The organism is Streptomyces sp. NBC_00250, assembly GCF_036192275.1.
Lineage (GTDB): Bacteria > Actinomycetota > Actinomycetes > Streptomycetales > Streptomycetaceae > Streptomyces.
The window spans coordinates 5,658,708-5,675,701 of record NZ_CP108088.1; the positions used below are offsets into that span (position 1 = coordinate 5,658,708).

Here is a 16,994-nt window from a genome sequence, read left to right on the forward strand (position 1 = left end):
CACGTGCCGCCCCCGACGGGGCGCTTTGCCAAGAGGACATGTGTCGCTGTCCAGAACGTCAAACTTCCACCCCCTCTTTTGTACACATACGGACCATGACGGTTCGGGGGGCGAGGGCGATAGGCTTTTGCCGTGATCAGCGCGATACGCCGAGGGGGCAGTGAAGCCCCCGGCTGCCGCCCGGTCCGCGACAGCGGCCGGGCCGACAGCGCGTTCGCCGATCCTCTCCGTCCGGGCGCGCCGCTCTCCGTGGCCGATAACGACCCGGGCATCTCTCATTCGGGCATAACGTCGTCTTCGACCGGAATCACCGCGTCGAGGCGTCGTTGTGTCCTTTCTTCCACCGACGTCACGCAACGGCGCGCGACAGGAGTCAGAGGACATGCAGACCAAGCTGGACGAAGCCAAGGCCGAGCTGCTCGAAAGGGCCGCTCGGGTAGCTGAGCACAGCCCGGTCGGGGGGCGACTTCCGACGGGCCCGGAGGGTGCCGGGGAGCGCCCGGACCGGGACACCGTGCTCGAGTACCTCCAGCGCTACTACCTGCACACGGCGCCGGAGGACCTCGGCGACCGGGACCCGGTCGACGTGTTCGGTGCCGCGCTCTCTCACTACCGGCTCGCGGAGAACCGTCCGCAGGGCACGGCGAACGTGCGTGTGCACACTCCGACGGTCGAGGAGAACGGCTGGACGAGCAGCCACTCCGTCGTCGAGGTCGTCACCGACGACATGCCGTTCCTGGTCGACTCGGTCACCAACGAGCTCTCGCGCCAGGGCCGCGGCATCCACGTCGTGATCCACCCGCAGGTCCTCGTCCGCCGTGACGTCACCGGCAAGCTCATCGAGGTCCTGTCGGCGCAGATCCAGGGCGATCTGCCGCACGACGCGCTCACCGAGTCCTGGATCCACGTCGAGATCGACCGTGAGACCGACCGCGCCGACCTCAAGCAGATCACCGCCGATCTGCTGCGCGTCCTGTCCGACGTCCGCGAGACGGTCGAGGACTGGGACAAGATGCGCGACGCCGCGCTGCGCATCGCCGAGGGCCTCCCGGCCGAGCCCACCGCCTCCGACCTGCGCCCGACCGAGGTGGAGGAGGCCCGCGAGCTGCTGCGCTGGCTCGCCGACGACCACTTCACCTTCCTCGGCTACCGCGAGTACCAGCTGGTCAACGGCGACGCCCTGTCCGCCGTGCCCGGCACCGGCCTCGGCATCCTGCGCTCCGACCCGCAGCACGCGGGCGACGACCAGGGCCACCACGCCCACCCCGTCTCGCCGTCCTTCAGCCGGCTGCCCGAGGACGTCCGCGCCAAGGCGCGCGAGCACAAGCTGCTGATCCTGACGAAGGCCAACAGCCGCTCGACCGTGCACCGCCCCTCGTACCTCGACTACGTCGGTGTGAAGAAGTTCGACGCCGACGGCAACGTCATCGGCGAGCGCCGCTTCCTCGGCCTGTTCTCCTCGGCCGCCTACACCGAGTCCGTGCGCCGCGTTCCCGTCGTCAAGCGCAAGGTCCAGGAGGTCCTGGAGGGCGCGGGCTTCTCGCCCAACAGCCACGACGGCCGCGACCTGCTCCAGATCCTGGAGACGTACCCGCGCGACGAGCTGTTCCAGACCCCGGCCGACCAGCTCAGGTCCGTCGTCACCAGCGTCCTGTACCTGCAGGAGCGGCGCCGGCTGCGGCTCTACCTGCGCCAGGACGAGTACGGCCGCTACTACTCGGCCCTCGTCTACCTGCCGCGCGACCGCTACACGACCCGCGTCCGGCTGCGGATCATCGACATCCTGAAGGAGGAGCTCGACGGCACCAGCGTCGACTTCACCGCCTGGAACACCGAGTCGATCCTGTCCCGGCTGCACTTCGTCGTCCGCGTCCAGCCCGGCACCGAGCTGGCGAAGCTCACCGACGCCGATGTCGACCGCATCGAGACCCGGCTCGTCGAGGCCGCCCGCTCCTGGTCCGACGGCTTCGCCGAGGCGCTGAACGCCGAGTGCGGCGAGGAGCGTGCCGCCGAGCTGCTGCGCCGTTACGGCAACGCCTTCCCCGAGGGCTACAAGGCCGACCACTCGCCGCGCGCGGCCGTCGCCGACCTGGTCCACCTGGAGGCCCTCGCCCGTACCGGCGGCGGCAAGGACTTCGCGCTCTCGCTCTACGAGCCGGTCGGCGCGGGTCCCGGCGAGCGCCGCTTCAAGATCTACAAGACGGGTGACCCGATCTCCCTCTCCGCCGTGCTCCCGGTGCTCAACCGGCTCGGCGTCGAGGTGACCGACGAGCGGCCGTACGAGCTGCGCTGCGCCGACCGTACGCACGCCTGGGTCTACGACTTCGGTCTGCGGATGCCCCTCGCGACCGGCAACGGCGGCGACTACCTCGGCGACGACGCCCGCGAGCGCTTCCAGGAGGCCTTCTCCGCCACCTGGACCGGCGAGGCCGAGAACGACAACTTCAACTCGCTCGTCCTCTCCGCCGGGCTCACCTGGCGCGAGGCGATGGTGCTGCGCGCCTACGCGAAGTACCTGCGCCAGGCCGGTTCGACGTTCAGCCAGGACTACATGGAGGACACCCTCCGCAACAACGTCCACACCACCCGGCTGCTCGTCAACCTCTTCGAGGCCCGGATGGCCCCGGAGCGCCAGCGTGCCGGCACCGAGCTGATCGACGCGCTCCTGGAGGAGCTGGACGCCGCCCTCGACCAGGTCGCGAGCCTGGACGAGGACCGCATCCTGCGGTCCTTCCTGACCGTCATCAAGGCCACGCTGCGGACGAACTTCTTCCAGCTGACGGCGGACGGGAAGCCGCACTCGTACGTGTCGATGAAGTTCGACCCGCAGGCCATCCCGGACCTTCCGGCGCCCCGCCCGGCCTTCGAGATCTGGGTGTACTCCCCGCGCGTCGAGGGCGTCCACCTGCGCTTCGGCAAGGTCGCCCGTGGCGGTCTGCGCTGGTCCGACCGCCGTGAGGACTTCCGTACGGAGATCCTCGGCCTGGTCAAGGCGCAGATGGTGAAGAACACCGTCATCGTGCCGGTCGGCGCCAAGGGCGGCTTCGTCGCCAAGCAGCTCCCGGACCCGTCCGTGGACCGTGACGCCTGGCTGGCCGAGGGCATCGCCTCGTACAAGACCTTCATCTCGGCGCTGCTCGACATCACCGACAACCTGGTCGCGGGCGAGGTCGTGCCGCCGGTCGACGTGGTCCGCCACGACGAGGACGACACCTACCTGGTGGTCGCCGCCGACAAGGGCACCGCGACCTTCTCCGACATCGCCAACGGCGTCGCGGAGTCGTACGGCTTCTGGCTCGGCGACGCCTTCGCCTCCGGCGGCTCCGCCGGATACGACCACAAGGGCATGGGCATCACCGCCCGCGGTGCCTGGGAGTCCGTCAAGCGGCACTTCCGCGAGCTGGGCCACGACACCCAGACCGAGGACTTCACGGTCGTCGGCGTCGGCGACATGTCCGGCGACGTCTTCGGCAACGGCATGCTGCTGAGCGAGCACATCCGCCTGGTCGCCGCCTTCGACCACCGGCACATCTTCATCGACCCGAACCCGGACGCGGCCGTCTCGTACGCCGAGCGCCGCCGGCTCTTCGAGCTGCCCCGCTCGTCCTGGGCCGACTACGACACCTCGCTGCTCTCCGCGGGCGGCGGCATCCACCCCCGCAGCGCCAAGTCCATCCCGGTCAACGCGCAGGTCAGGGCCGCCCTCGGCATCGAGGACGGCATCACCAAGATGACCCCGGCCGAGCTGATGAAGGCCGTGCTCCACGCGCCCGTCGACCTGCTGTGGAACGGCGGCATCGGTACGTACGTCAAGTCCTCGGCCGAGTCCAACGCCGACGTCGGCGACAAGGCCAACGACGCCATCCGCGTCGACGGCCAGGACGTGCGCGCCCAGGTCGTCGGCGAGGGCGGCAACCTCGGCGCGACCCAGCTGGGCCGCATCGAGTTCGCCCGCACCGGCGGCCCCGAGGGCCAGGGCGGCAAGGTCAACACCGACGCCATCGACAACAGCGCCGGCGTCGACACCTCCGACCACGAGGTCAACATCAAGATCCTGCTCAACGGGCTCGTCGCCGAGGGCGACATGACCGTCAAGCAGCGCAACAAGATCCTCGCGGAGATGACCGACGAGGTCGGCACGCTCGTCCTGCGCAACAACTACGCGCAGAACACGGCCCTGGCCAACGCCGTCACCCAGTCGCCGTCCCTGCTCCACGCCCACCAGCGCTTCATGCGTCGCCTGGGCCGCGACGGGGCCCTCGACCGGTCCCTGGAGTTCCTGCCCAACGACCGGCAGATCCGCGAGCTGCTCAACAACGGCCGCGGTCTGAGCCAGCCGGAGCTCGCCGTCCTCCTCGCGTACACCAAGATCACGGTGGCCGACGAGCTCATCGGTACGGAGCTGCCGGACGACCCGTACCTGCGCGGGCTGCTCCACGCGTACTTCCCGACGCTGCTGCGCGAGAAGTTCACCGAGGCCGTCGACAACCACGCGCTGCGCCGCGAGATCATCACCACCGTCCTGGTCAACGACACCGTCAACACCGGTGGCTCGACCTTCCTGCACCGCCTCCGCGAGGAGACCGGCGCGTCGATCGAGGAGATCGTCCGGGCGCAGACCGCCGCCCGTGTCGTCTTCCGCCTCGGCCAGGTCTGGGACGCCGTCGAGGCCCTCGACAACCAGGTGCCCGCCGACGTCCAGACCCGGATGCGGCTGCACTCCCGCCGGCTCGTCGAGCGCGGCACGCGCTGGCTGCTCAACAACCGGCCGCAGCCGCTCCAGCTCACCGAGACCATCGAGTTCTTCTCCGAGCGGGTCGAGCAGGTCTGGGCGCAGCTGCCGAACCTGCTGCGCGGCGCGGACCTGGAGTGGTACCAGTCGATCGTGGAGGAGCTGACCGAGGTCGGCGTGCCGGAGGAGCTCGCGCTGCGGGTCGCCGGCTTCTCCTCCGCCTTCCCGATCCTCGACGTCGTCGCGATCGCGGACCGGACGGGCAAGGACCCCCTCGCCGTGGCCGAGGTCTACTACGACCTGGCCGACCGGCTGCGGATCACCGACCTGATGGACCGGATCATCGAGCTGCCGCGCAGTGACCGGTGGCAGTCGATGGCCCGCGCGTCGATCCGCGAGGACCTTTTCGCGGCGCACTCGGCGCTGACCGCGGACGTCCTGGCGGCCGGAAACGGCGCGGCGAGCCCGGAGCAGCGGTTCAAGGACTGGGAGGAGAAGAACGCGGCGATCCTGGGCCGCGCGAAGTCGACCCTGGAGGAGATCCAGGGCTCGGACACCTTCGACCTGGCGAACCTGTCGGTGGCGATGCGGACCATGCGCACGCTGCTTCGTTCGCACAGCTAGTGGCTTGAGCGAGAAGGGCCCCGCCGGACGTCCGGCGGGGCCCTTGCCGTTGTGCGTGCTACGCGGACTCCTCCGGGGGTCCCGTGACCGTCGACGTCCACAGGCGGCGGGCGGCGAGCAGGGACGCCGCGAGCAGCAGGCCGTTGCGGAGCGCCATGACGGTCAGCCCCTGGGTGGTGCCTTCGATGACCTGGTCGTACAGGACGGGGTAGGCGAGTGAGCTCAGTGCGGCCGCCGGGAGGAGGAGCAGGGCCACCGGGCGCATCACGGTGTCGCGTGAGGTCAGGCAGACGGCGGCGAGGCCGAGCAGCCAGACCATGTACTGGGGGCTGATCACCCGGCTGGTGGCGGTGAACAGCAGGACGGCGGTGAGGGCCGCGTCGAGCGGGGTGGCCGCGGTCCAGCGGTGGGCCCGCAGGCGCCACAGGAGCAGCCAGCCGAAGGCGATGACGGTGAGCAGCAGGGCGAGGTGGCCGAGGCTGGAGACGTACGGGCCGACGTACTCGAAGGCCCCGTAGCGGAACTCGACCCTGCCCGGCCAGCCGCCGGTGGCCTTGGCCAGCGCGAGGGCCGTGCCGCCGAGGGATTCGATCTGGATGCCGCGGCTGCCCTGCTGGCGCAGGAAGCCGAGGGATTCGGAGAAGAAGAGGCCGAGGGTGGCGAGGAGGGCGAGGGCCGCGACGACCGCGGCGGTCCAGGCCTCGCGGGTGGTACGGCCCCGGGGGGTGCCGATCAGGGTGAGTGCCGGCCAGACCTTGACCATCGCGCCGATGCCCGCGAGTGCCCCGCCGAGCCGGTGGGCGGCGGTCGAGCGGGCGTTGACGGCGAGCAGCGCGAGGACGGCGAGGGCGGTGGTCTGGACGTCGTACCGGGCGAGCGGCAGGTGCAGCAGCAGCGGCAGGCCGCAGACCCAGATCCAGGCGCCGTGGGTGAGGCGGGCGCTGTCGGCGCGGGCGAGGGCGGCGGTGACGACCGCGTCGGCGAGCAGGGTGATCGCGACGAACGCCTGGAAGTACGTCAGCCAGGGGAGGAGGCCCGGCGACATGATCACGAGCCCCGCGCCGGGCGGGTACTGCCAGGTGACGTCGCCGGGCGGGAAGGTGCCCTGCGCGAACTGCCCGTACCAGTACCGGTAGAGGTCCACCTCGCGGCCGACCCCGCCGATGCCGAGGGTGTCGCGGAGGAGCAGCAGCACCATGCCGGCGCGGGCCAGCAGCCAGACGGAGGCGAGGGCGAGGTAGGGGCCGCGGCCGACCGTGACGAAGGTGGCGGAGGTGAAGGTGTCCGAGTCGAACGGCGACCGGGTGCGGTGGGGGGGCTCGGTCCCCGTCCGGTGCGGGGCGGGGGGCCCGGTCCCGATCCCGTGGGGCGACTGAGGGTGATCGTTCGTCATCCCTCCGCACTGTAGCCCTTAATGCGTCATTTGCCCGGTTTCCCGGGCCCCGTTCCGGGCCCTGTCGCCGTGAACTCCTCGTACGCCGCCACCACCTCCTTCGCCGGGCCGTCCATCCGCAGCGTGCCCGCCTCCAGCCACAGGGCCCGCTCGCAGGTCTCCGTGATGGTCGAGTTCGAGTGGCTGACCAGGAAGACCGTCCCCGCCTCCGCGCGCAGCTCGTCGATCCGTTCCTGGCTGCGGCGGCGGAAGCGGGCGTCGCCGGTGGACAGGGCCTCGTCGATGAGCAGGACGTCGTGGCTCTTCGCGGCGGCGATGGAGAAGCGCAGTCGGGCCCCCATCCCGGAGGAGTACGTCCCCATGGGGCGGGAGATCGCGTCGTCCTTCTCGTTGATGCCGGAGAAGTCCACGATCTCGGCGTAGCGCGCCCGGACCTCCGCGCGGCTCATGCCCATCGCGAGACCGCCCAGGATCACGTTCCGCTCGCCGGTGAGGTCGTTCATGAGGGCGGCGTTGACGCCGAGGAGCGAGGGCTGGCCGTGGGTGTAGACGTGGCCCCGCTCGACGGGCTGGAGGCCCGCGATGGCCTTCAGAAGGGTGGATTTCCCAGATCCGTTCGAACCGATCAGGCCAATTGCCTCGCCCCGGTAGGCGACGAAGCTGACGCCCTTCACGGCGTGGACGCGGTTGCCGGGGGGAGTGGCGTCGCCGCGCTCTGCGGTGCCGTGCTTTGCGCTGCCGCGCTTTGCGTCGCCGCACCGCAGGATCTTGCTCAGCGCGGCCGTCGCGGTACCTCGGCCGCCTGTGGGGCCTCCGCGGACGGTGTACGTGATGTGGACGCCGTCGACCACGACGGTGGGGGTGCCCTGTTTGTCAGCCACGGCCGTACGTCTCCTCCGCCTTCCAGAACCAGATGAAACCGCCCCCGAAGGCCAGCAGGGCCCAGCCGGCGGCGAGCGCCCAGACGTGCGGCGGCAGCTGTTCCGAGGTGTAGCTCCCGATCAGCGCGAAGCGCACGAGGTCGATGTAGACGGCCGCCGGGTTGCACTGGAGGGCCAGCACCACGCCCCCGGGGAAACGGCCGCTGCTCGCCAGGTTCTGGATCGACCACATCGCGCCCGAGGCGTACATCCAGGTGCGGAGCACGAACGGCATCAGCTGCGAGATGTCCGGGGTGCGGGCCGCGAGCCGGGCGAGGGCGAGCGCCACACCCGTGTTGAACAGCGCCTGGCAGAGCAGCGCGGGGACGGCGAGCAGCCAGCTCCAGGTGGGGAACTCGCCGAGGCCGAACAGGATCATGACGAGCGCGGCGAGCGAGAGCAGCAGCTGCTGGAGCTGCTGGAGTGCCAGCGAGATCGGCAGGCTCGCGCGGGGGAAGTGCAGGGCGCGGACCAGGCCCAGGTTGCCGCTGATGGCCCGGGTGCCGGCCAGGATCGTGTTCGAGGTGAACGTCCACACGAAGATGCCGGTGATCAGGAAGGGCACGTAGTCGGCGACGCCCTGCTTCGCGTCCATGAGGACGCCGAAGATCAGGTAGTAGACGGCGGCGTTGAGCAGCGGGGTCATCACCTGCCAGACCTGGCCGAGGCGCGCCTGGCTGTACTGCGCGGTCAGGCGGGCGGTCGCGAAGGCCGTGATGAAGTGGCGGCGGGACCAGAGCTGCCGGGTGTAGGCGGGCAGTGAGGGGCGGGCCCCGCTGACGGTGAGGCCGTGGCGCAGGGCGAGCGCGCGCAGGTCCTCGGTGGGGGCCGCCTGTGGAGGGGCCTTCCCGGTGGGCGGGGAGAGGGTCTGGGTGGTCACGGGCGGGCGCTTTCGACGAAGGGTGCGGGCATCCTCGGCGATGGAACGGGTCCGTATCGTCGTTACGTGGAGACTAGGGCGACTCGACGTCGGAACGCAACCGTATCGTCGTGACGCATCCGGGGCGTCGCCTTTGGTTAGGATGCCGTTCATGACCGAACCGACCCCCCGCCGCGCCCCCGCCGGAGCCGCCGTACTCCGCGAGGACGTGACCGAGGCCATCCGCGCCGCCGTCTTCGAGGAGCTCGCGGCCGTCGGCTTCGCCCGGATGTCCATCGAGGGCATCGCGCGCCGCGCGGGCGTCGGCAAGACCGCCGTCTACCGGCGCTGGAAGTCCAAGCTCGCCCTCGTCCTCGACCTCGTCGGCGCCTTCGCCACCCAGGGCCTGCCGGCGCCCGCCACCGGCTCCCTGTACGGGGACGTGCGCGCGCTCCTCGAAGTGGCCTCGCACGCCCTGCGCCACCCGGTCGCCTCGCAGGTCATCCCCGACCTGCTCGTCGAGGCGGCCCGGCACCCCGAGATCGCCGAGGCCGTCACCGCCGCGCTGCTCGACGGCCAGCAGGGCGTGGTGACCCGGATCGTCCGCGAGGCCGTCGCGCGCGGCGAACTCCCGGCGGGCGCCGACCCGGGCCGTGCCCTCGACCTGGTCGTCGGGCCGCTCTACTGGCGCCTCGTCGTCGTCCGTACGCCGCTGCCTCCGGGGTACGTGGACGATCTGACGCGGTCGGCGGTGGCCGCGCTCAAGGCCTGAGCCAGGGAGTGTCCGGCGGACCATGGCGAGGGCCGAACCCGATCCGCCGGACAGGGCCGAGGTTGACGCCGATCCCGCGGGACAGGGCCAGGCCGACGCGATCCGCCGGACAGGCCCTACTTCACCGCGCCCGCCATCACCCCGGAAGCGAACTGGCGCTGGAACGCGAAGAAGACGACCAGCGGCACCACCATCGACACGAACGCCCCCGGCGCCAGCACGTCGACGTTGTTGCCGAACTGCCGTACCTGCTGCTGGAGCGCCACCGTGATCGGCGGCGACTGCGAGTCCGCGAAGATCAGCGCGATCAGCATGTCGTTCCAGACCCACAGGAACTGGAAGATCCCCAGTGAGGCGATCGCCGGACCGCCGAGCGGCAGCACCACCTGGGTGAAGAGCCGTAGCTCGCCCGCCCCGTCGAGCCGCGCCGCCTCCAGGAGCTCGCGCGGGATCTCCGCGAAGAAGTTCCGCAGTAGGAAGATCGCGAACGGCAGTCCGAAGGCCGTGTGGAAGAGGACCACCCCGAGCGTCGTCTCGAAGAGGCCCACCGCGCCGAAGAGCTTCGACACCGGGACGAGGGCGACCTGCACCGGGACCACGAGCAGGGCGACCACCCCGAGGAACCACCAGTCCCGGCCCGGGAACTCCAGCCACGCGAACGCGTACCCGGCGAACGAGCCGAGGAGGAGGACCAGCAGGGTGGACGGGACCGTGATCAGGACGGTGGAGACGAGGGAGCCGGTGATCGTGTCGTTCGCGAGGAGACGGGTGTAGTTCTCGGTGGTCAGTTGGGCCGGCGCCGTGAACACCTGCCACCAGCCGCTCGCCGCGATGTCCGGGGGCGAGCGGAGCGAGGAGAGCAGCAGCCCCACCGTCGGCAGCAGCCAGAACAGACCGGCCAGGACGAGGAACACCCGGACCGTGCCCCCGGCGGCCCGGGCCGCAGCCCGCGCGGCGAGCGTCGGGCGGGCGCGGGAGCCCGGGGGCGGCGCGGAGACGTCGGTACGCGCGCGCGTGCGGGTGGCGGGGGAACTCATCGGCGGGCCTCCCGGCGCAGGCGGCGGATGTTGAGGACCATCACCGGGACCACCAGGAGCAGCAGCAGGACGGCGATGGCCGAGCCGATCCCGAGATCGGCGTCCGTACCGAACGACGAGCGGTACAGCTGGAGCGCGAGCACGTTCGCGTCGTCCTGGGCCGAGCCCGGCGCGATGACGAACACCAGGTCGAAGACCTTGAGCACGTTGATCATCAGGGTGACGAGGACGACCGCCAGGACCGGGGCGAGGAGCGGCACCGTGATCCTGCGGAACACCTGCCACTCGTTCGCCCCGTCCACCCGTGCCGCTTCGAGCAGTTCGCGCGGGACGGCCGCGAGCCCGGCGCCGATCAGCACCATCGCGAACCCGGCCCACATCCACACGTACGAGCCGATGACGGCCGGGGTGACGAGCGAGGGGCCGAGCCACTCCACGCCGTTGTACTGCTCCCGGAAGTTGCTCGCGGGCAGGCGCAGTACGGCTCCGTCGGCGCGGTCGGCGGGCAGCGTGAAGCTGCCGTCGGCCGCCGCCGTGGTCCTGGCGACCACCTTTCCGTCCCGTACGGCCTCGATCCGCAGCCCCGCGAGGCCCAGTTCGGTCGGATCGACGGCGTTCTGCCGACCGCCGCCGCCCCGGGTGAAGTCCAGCCAGGCCGTGCCGGCGATCGTGTCCGGCGCGGGAGCCGGCTGCCGGGCCGGGCGGGCCTCCTCCGGCATCTGCCCCGGCGCCACCCCGATCAGCGGAAGCCGTACGGGCTTCCCGGCGCGGACCGGCTCCTCGGTGACGAACGCGCCGCCGTCGGCCGCCTTCAGCGGATGGACGGGCAGCGGCCGGGCCCGGGGGAAGCCGGAGGACTCGGCGAAGGTGTCGTGGACCCCGACCCAGACGGCGTTGGCGACGCCGCGGTCCGGGTCCTGCTCGTAGACCAGCCGGAAGATGATCCCGGCGGCGAGCATCGAGATCGCCATCGGCATGAAGACGACCAGCTTGAACGCCGTACCCCAGCGCACGCGTTCGGTGAGCACGGCGAAGACCAGGCCGAGGGCGGTCGCGACCGCCGGGGCGAAGACCAGCCAGATCACGTTGTTGCGGACGGCGGTGCGGAGCGAGTCGTCGGTGACCAGGGCGAGGTAGTTGTCCAGGCCGACGAAGGAGGTGCCCGAGCGGTCGAAGAACGAGCGCTGGACGGAGTATCCGATCGGGTAGACGACGAGCGCGCCGAGCAGGAGCAGGGCGGGGAGCAGGAACCCCGCCGCGACCGTCCTGCTCCTGCTTCCGGCCCTGTGGGGAGTGGTGTGCCTCGGCATGCCGGGGCCTCAGCCCTTCGCCGCGGCCCGGTACGCCTTCTCCGCGTCCTTCTCCAGACGCGCCTGCGTCCCCGCGATGTCCTTCGGGTTCTTCAGGAAGTCCTGGAGCGCCTTCCACTCGCCCTTGCCCGGCGTCCCGCCGAAGGACTGCGGCATCTGGTCCGACATGTCGAAGCGGAAGGAGTCACCGGCGCCGATGAGCGCCTTCGCGATCTCCCGCTGGACGTCGTTCGGGTACGCCGACAGGTCCAGGTTCTTGTTGGGGGAGAGGAAGCCGCCCTCGGCCGCCCAGATCTTCGCCGCGTCCGCGGAGGCGAGGAAGGCGAGCAGCGCCTGCGCGCCCTTGGTGTCCTTGAGGGCCACGGCCGCGTCGCCGGCCGTCACCACGGGGGTGGTGCCCGTGCCGACGGTGGGGAACGGGAAGACCTTCGCGTCCGTGCCGATCTTCGCCTTCGTCTGGGCGATGTTGACGGCCGCGAAGTCGCCCTCGAAGACCATCGCCCCCTTGGGCTGGTCGCCGCCCGTGAACGTCTGGGTGACCGAGACCGGGTACTCCGTCTGCAGCGCGCCGCTCGTGCCGCCCGCGAGCAGGGCGGGCTTGCCGAACAGTTCGCCGAGTGTGGTCAGGGCGGCGGTGACGGACGGGTCGGTCCACTTGATGGTGTGCTTCGCGAGCTGGTCGTACTTGGCCGGGCCCGCCTGGGAGAGGTAGATGTTCTCGAACCAGTCGGTGAGGGTCCAGCCGTCCGCGCCGCCCACCGAGACCGGGGTGACGCCGGAGGCCGAGATCGTCTCGGCGGTGGTGAGGAACTCCTTCCAGGTCTTCGGCTCGGTGGCGCCCGCGCTCTCGAAGACGGCGGAGTTGTACCAGACCAGGGACTTGTTCGCGGCCTTGAAGTAGACCCCGTACTGGGTGCCGTCGACCGCGCCGAGCTCCTGCCAGCCGCGCGAGTAGTTGGCGGCCAGCTGGGCCTCGGCCTCCGGCCCGACCGGCTTCAGCCACTTCTGCGCGGCGGCCTGCTGGATCGCGCCGACCTGCGGGAGCATCGCGACGTCCGGCGGCGAACCGCCCGCGATCTTCGTACCGAGGAAGTTCACGATCGGGTCCTGGGCGGGCACGAAGGTGACGGTCGCGCCGGTGCGCTTCTCGAACTCCTTCAGGACCTTGGTGAAGTTCTCCTGCTCGGGGCCCGTCCAGACGGCGGCGACCTCGATCTTCTCGCCCTTCAGGGGGAGGGCGCCGCCGCTGGGCCCGGATTCCCCCGGATCCTTCTCGGCCCCGCCGCCACCGCACGCCGCGAGGGTGAGTGCGGTGATCGCCGTGAACGCCGTGATGGTCACCGCGGTCTTGCTGCGTGGACGAAGAGTTGTCCGCATCGCTGCCCCGTCTCTCCCGTGCGCTTCGCTGTCCCGTGCCGACAGGTCTACGCCCGGTGACCGGGCCCCGCAATACCGCCTTCCGTGTCAACTGGGCGATCGTGACGTCCTCGTGACGTGACGTCAGCTGTGGGCCGCAGGGGTCAGCGGGGGCACGGGAGCCGCCTCGACCGAGCGTGCGGCCCGGTCCAGCGCGCTGGCGAGGAGCGCCAGATCCGTCGGACCGTTGCCCAGCTCGCGGACCGGGCGACGGGTGGGCGGATCACCCATCCGCTCCCACTCCAGCGGGACGACGGTGGGCCGGAGCGTCGCCGTCCGGGGGATCCGTCCGGTGACTCGGCCCGCCTGGAAGGGGGTCACCCGGCCGTCCGGATGCCCGAGGCGTCCGCGCCCGGCGGCCGGTACGTCCGGTCCGGCGGTCACCGGCGGCGCGTCGAGCACGATCCGCAGCCGGGCTCCGTGGGCCAGCTCGGTGTCGGCCGTCCGGTCGGGGCGCGCGGAGGTCGCGACGAGGTGCACGCCGAGCCGCTCGCCGTTGCGCGCGACGGCCTCAAGAGCCCGCACGACGGAACCGGCCGCGGGCCGCCCGGAGGCGCCGAGCGCGGGCGCGACGAGAGCGTCGTAATCGTCGACGAGCACGATGAGCCGGGGGAGGTGGGCGGGGCTCGCGGCGCGCACGGGGTCGTGCTCACCGGTCGCGGGACGGGGAATCCGCCCGGCCGTCTCCTCACCCGCGGAGCGGAGCACGCGCCCGCTGCCGTGGCCGACGACGTCCTCGGCTCCGGAGCGGTGCACGCGCCCGCTGGGGCGGTCCGTGAGATCGCCGTCGCCGGTACGAAGGGTGCGGCTGCTCGCACGGTCGTCGCCGTCCCTGCGCGGCAGCCGCCCACTGGGCGTATCGGCCAGATAGGCGTCGCCACCCGCCCGCGTACGGGCACTGGACCGCTCGTCGAGCGAGCCGTCCCCGGCACGGGACACGCGCCCGCCGGCTCGGCCGCCGAGGTCGTCGGCCCCGGGGTACGGGACCCGGCCGCTGGAGGGCCCCGTCAGGTCGTCGTCGCCCGCGCGGAGCGTGCGGCTGCTGGGGCGCCCGCCCACGTCCTCCGACCCGGGGTACGCGCTCCGGCCGCTCGGCCGGCCGTCGAGGTCGCCGGAGTACGTGATCCGGCCGCTGGGCCGGCCACCGAGGTCGTCCGAACCGGGGTACGGGCCGTCCGTGCGGCCGCTCCTCGTGCTCGGGAGGGCGCCGATCGTGCCGTCGCCCGTGCGCAGCGTGCGGCCGCTCCGGCGGTCCGCGAGGTCGCCGGATTCCCGGAGACGGACGGTCGCGCGGGCACCCTGCGGCACGGACTCCGCCGCGCTCGGGGCGCGCTGGCCGATCAGCCGGTCGGCGGCGGGCGCCGCGCGCGGGCCCCGGCGGTCGGCGAAGTGGCCGTCACCCAGGATCTCGGCCCGGCGCTTGAGCTCCGCGCCGAGCGCCTGCGCGAACTCCCGCATCCGCACCGGGTCCGAGGCGACCAGATGCTCGGTCACATGCGGCAGCTCCGTGCAGACCGCGAGTCCTTCGCCGCGCTCGCCGCCCGCTCCGTCGACCAGGAGCAGGCCGAGCCGGTCGGGGCGGCCACCGGCCGCGAGCGAGGCCGCGATCGAACGGAGCAGCTCCGTGCGTCCGCTTCCCGCCGGGCCTTCGATCAGCAGGTGCGGACCCTCCTTGGTGAGGTCCACGGCCAGCGGGCCGCGCGGCCCCGCACCGAGGACCGCCGTGCCGTCCCCGGCAGAGGCCCAGCGGGCCATCAAGGAGGCGGGGGTGGCACGGGCGAGCCCGAGTTCGTCGAGGAGACGGGCCGACGGGGGCAGCGCGGCGGCACGCGCGCCCGGAACCGCCGTCGTGTCCGTACGCAGCGGGGCCAGCGCGCGGCCGAACCGCTCGGCCCAGGCGACGGAGACCGCGTCGACCACGCCGACGGTGCCGTGGCCCGCGACCCGCCCGCCGGAGGTCCGGAGCAGCCGCAGTGCCGTCGCCACGTCGCCGCTGAGGAGCGCGGCGGCCCCGCACTCGCGGAAGGCGAGCGAGGCGGCGCACGCCGTCTCGTACGTGGCGGCCACCGGGGAGACGGGGGAGGCCGAGGGCGCCTCGGCGAGGCAGAGGAGGTGGATGCCGGCCGCCGCTCCGGCTCCGGCCAGTCGCGCGACCGTCTCGCGCAGCGCCGCGGAACCGGGGTCGCCGTCGACGATCACGACCGTCGTCGGCCCCGTGTGGCGGGCGGCCGCTTCGGCGACGGACGAGCGGTCGGCGCTGGGCCAGCCGGGCCCGAGCGGGCCGTCGTCGAGCCGTCGGGTCAGTTCCGCCGTACGGGCCTGGGCCTGCTCGCGGTCGTACGCCAGGAGCAGCCGGCAGTCCTGGCCGTGGGCGGGCCGGACGTGCGGGAGCCAGCCGAGCCAGCCCCAGGCCCGGCGCCGCTCGTCGAGGGAGCGGTTCCGGTCGGCGCTGATGAGCACGATCTCCAGATCGGCCGGGGAGTGCAGGGCGGCGAGCTGGGCGACCACCGAGCGGGCGAGCCCCGCGAGCCGGTCGGCGGGGCCCGCGAGGCCCAGCGAACCGGCCTCCCGGAGTCCCACCGTGACCGGCACGCCGGAGAGCTCGGCGCGGTCCGTCGTGCCGAGCCGCACCACCAGGGACTCGGGGTGGTCCTGGCCGCGCTCCCAGAGCCGGGGGCCGGGACCGAGGGCGGTGAGCAGGACGGTGGCCGGATCGGGCCAGGTGTCGGCCACCGGTGCGGGCGCGGCCGAGCCGTCCCGCGCGCCGGTGCCGGTCCGGGCGCCCGCGTGGGTGTCCGGTGCGGTACGGGGGCCGGCGGTGGGGGCCGGGAGCTCCTCGCGCCCGCCCGCCAGTCGCCGCGCCCAGGCGCCGAGGCCGCGCTTGCCACCGGGGCGCGGGGAGGGGGCGTCGGCCGGTTCCGAGCCCGCGTCGACGCGGGACGGGCGGGTCCTGCCGTGGGCCTCGCCGCCGGGCCCGTCGGCACCGCCGGCCTGGTCGCCCGCGCGCGCGTGACCGGCGCCGGGGGAGTCCGTACCGCGAGGGGCACCCGGGGCGTACGGGTCGGTGTACGCGCTCTCGGGGGTCCCGCCGAGCGGCACGCCGCGCGCCCCGCCGTGGGTGGTGTCGTCCGTCGGGCCGCCGGCCGCCGTGCGGGGCACGCCCGCGTGGGAGGGCCGGTCGCCCAGGTCCGCCGGTGCCCGTCCGTCGGCTCCCGGCGGCGCGACGCGCAGGTGGCCCTCGCCGTCCGGGGCCGTCGCCCTCGTGTCCGTACCGCCGAGGTCGTCGCCGGGGCCGGTCAGGCGGAGGGCGGACTCGCCGAGGCGCAGCAGCGCGCCCGGGCGGAAGCCGACCGGGCGGTCGCCGACCGGTACGCCGTCGAGGGTCGTGCCGTTCGTCGAGCCCCGGTCGGCGACCGTGACGCGGCCGTCCTCGCCGACGGTCACCGTGCAGTGGGCGCGGGAGACGTCCGGATCGTCGAGCGGTACATCGGCGTCCACGGAACGGCCGATTCTGATCGGTCCGCCGTGCAGCAGATGCACTCCGCCCGCGTCCGGGCCCGCCACCACGTGCAGCCGGGCCGCGGCCGTCTCGCCGACCCGGTCGTCGGGGCCGGGGACCTGGAGGGAGAGGACCGCGCCGTCGACCAGCGGGGGTTCGCCGAGCACGCAGCGGCGGCCGTCGAGCCGCTCCGCGCCCGCGTAGAGCACGGTGGTGCCCGAGGCGGAGGTGTCGGGGCCGGTGACGGCGGCGGCGAGATTCGAGGCCACGGCGGCCAGGGCCGTCCCGGCGGGGGCCGTGACGAGCACGTCGCAGGTACGTCCGGCGCCATGGCCGGCGTACGGCGCGAGGACGGTCAGCCGGATCTGCATCGCCGTCAGCGGTCCCTTCTGCGCGAGATGCCCGGCAGGGGAACCGCCCTGTGACTCCCCC

Annotated in this window: 9 protein-coding genes; 2 read left to right on the forward strand and 7 right to left on the reverse strand. The window is 72.8% G+C overall.

Annotated features, from left to right (window positions below):
• Positions 1–382 precede the first annotated feature (382 nt).
• Entirely contained in the window at positions 383–5,356 is a 4,974-nt protein-coding gene (locus tag OG259_RS25695; RefSeq protein ID WP_328944410.1) for an NAD-glutamate dehydrogenase, read from the forward strand.
• 58 nt (positions 5,357–5,414) lie between these two features.
• Here OG259_RS25695 and OG259_RS25700 read toward each other — a convergent pair whose 3' ends face one another.
• From OG259_RS25700 to OG259_RS25710, 3 genes are read right to left on the reverse strand one after another with little or no spacing between them, the layout of a single operon-like run.
• Entirely contained in the window at positions 5,415–6,749 is a 1,335-nt protein-coding gene (locus OG259_RS25700) for a glycosyltransferase family 87 protein (RefSeq protein ID WP_328944411.1), read from the reverse strand.
• A gap of 26 nt (positions 6,750–6,775) precedes the next feature.
• Entirely contained in the window at positions 6,776–7,630 is an 855-nt protein-coding gene (locus tag OG259_RS25705) for an ABC transporter ATP-binding protein (RefSeq protein ID WP_328944412.1), read from the reverse strand.
• On the reverse strand, positions 7,623–8,549 hold the full coding sequence (locus tag OG259_RS25710; RefSeq protein WP_443052013.1) for an ABC transporter permease: 927 nt from the start codon (positions 8,547–8,549) through the stop codon (positions 7,623–7,625). The genes OG259_RS25705 and OG259_RS25710 overlap by 8 nt, the downstream gene beginning before the upstream one ends.
• A 151-nt stretch (positions 8,550–8,700) precedes the next feature.
• On the opposite strand from OG259_RS25710, the gene OG259_RS25715 reads away from it, so the two are divergent.
• Positions 8,701–9,300: a TetR/AcrR family transcriptional regulator gene (locus OG259_RS25715; protein WP_328944413.1), complete on the forward strand. Its 600-nt coding sequence runs from the start codon at positions 8,701–8,703 to the stop codon at positions 9,298–9,300.
• Between the two features lie 116 nt (positions 9,301–9,416).
• On the opposite strand, the gene OG259_RS25720 is transcribed toward OG259_RS25715, so the two are convergent.
• From OG259_RS25720 to OG259_RS25735, 4 genes are all read right to left on the reverse strand, one after another.
• Entirely contained in the window at positions 9,417–10,337 is a 921-nt protein-coding gene (locus OG259_RS25720; protein ID WP_328944414.1) for a carbohydrate ABC transporter permease, read from the reverse strand.
• A complete protein-coding gene (locus OG259_RS25725; protein ID WP_328944415.1) occupies positions 10,334–11,647 on the reverse strand; it encodes a carbohydrate ABC transporter permease in 1,314 nt (437 codons plus the stop codon). The genes OG259_RS25720 and OG259_RS25725 overlap by 4 nt, the downstream gene beginning before the upstream one ends.
• Before the next feature lie 9 nt (positions 11,648–11,656).
• On the reverse strand, positions 11,657–13,024 hold the full coding sequence (locus tag OG259_RS25730) for an ABC transporter substrate-binding protein (protein ID WP_328944416.1): 1,368 nt from the start codon (positions 13,022–13,024) through the stop codon (positions 11,657–11,659).
• Positions 13,025–13,147: 123 nt separating this feature from the next.
• Entirely contained in the window at positions 13,148–16,933 is a 3,786-nt protein-coding gene (locus OG259_RS25735; RefSeq protein WP_328944417.1) for an FtsK/SpoIIIE domain-containing protein, read from the reverse strand.
• Between the last annotated feature and the right edge of the window lie 61 nt (positions 16,934–16,994).

Excerpts from the sequence above, each read along its gene's own strand:
- OG259_RS25695 (WP_328944410.1), top strand. The coding sequence starts at position 383 with ATGCAGACCAAGCTGGACGAAGCCAAGGCCGAGCTGCTCGAAAGGGCC.
- OG259_RS25700 (WP_328944411.1), bottom strand. The coding sequence starts at position 6,749 with ATGACGAACGATCACCCTCAGTCGCCCCACGGGATCGGGACCGGGCCC.
- OG259_RS25715 (WP_328944413.1), top strand. The coding sequence starts at position 8,701 with ATGACCGAACCGACCCCCCGCCGCGCCCCCGCCGGAGCCGCCGTACTC.
- OG259_RS25720 (WP_328944414.1), bottom strand. The coding sequence starts at position 10,337 with ATGAGTTCCCCCGCCACCCGCACGCGCGCGCGTACCGACGTCTCCGCG.
- OG259_RS25725 (WP_328944415.1), bottom strand. The coding sequence starts at position 11,647 with ATGCCGAGGCACACCACTCCCCACAGGGCCGGAAGCAGGAGCAGGACG.
- OG259_RS25730 (WP_328944416.1), bottom strand. The coding sequence starts at position 13,024 with ATGCGGACAACTCTTCGTCCACGCAGCAAGACCGCGGTGACCATCACG.
- OG259_RS25735 (WP_328944417.1), bottom strand. The coding sequence starts at position 16,933 with ATGCAGATCCGGCTGACCGTCCTCGCGCCGTACGCCGGCCATGGCGCC.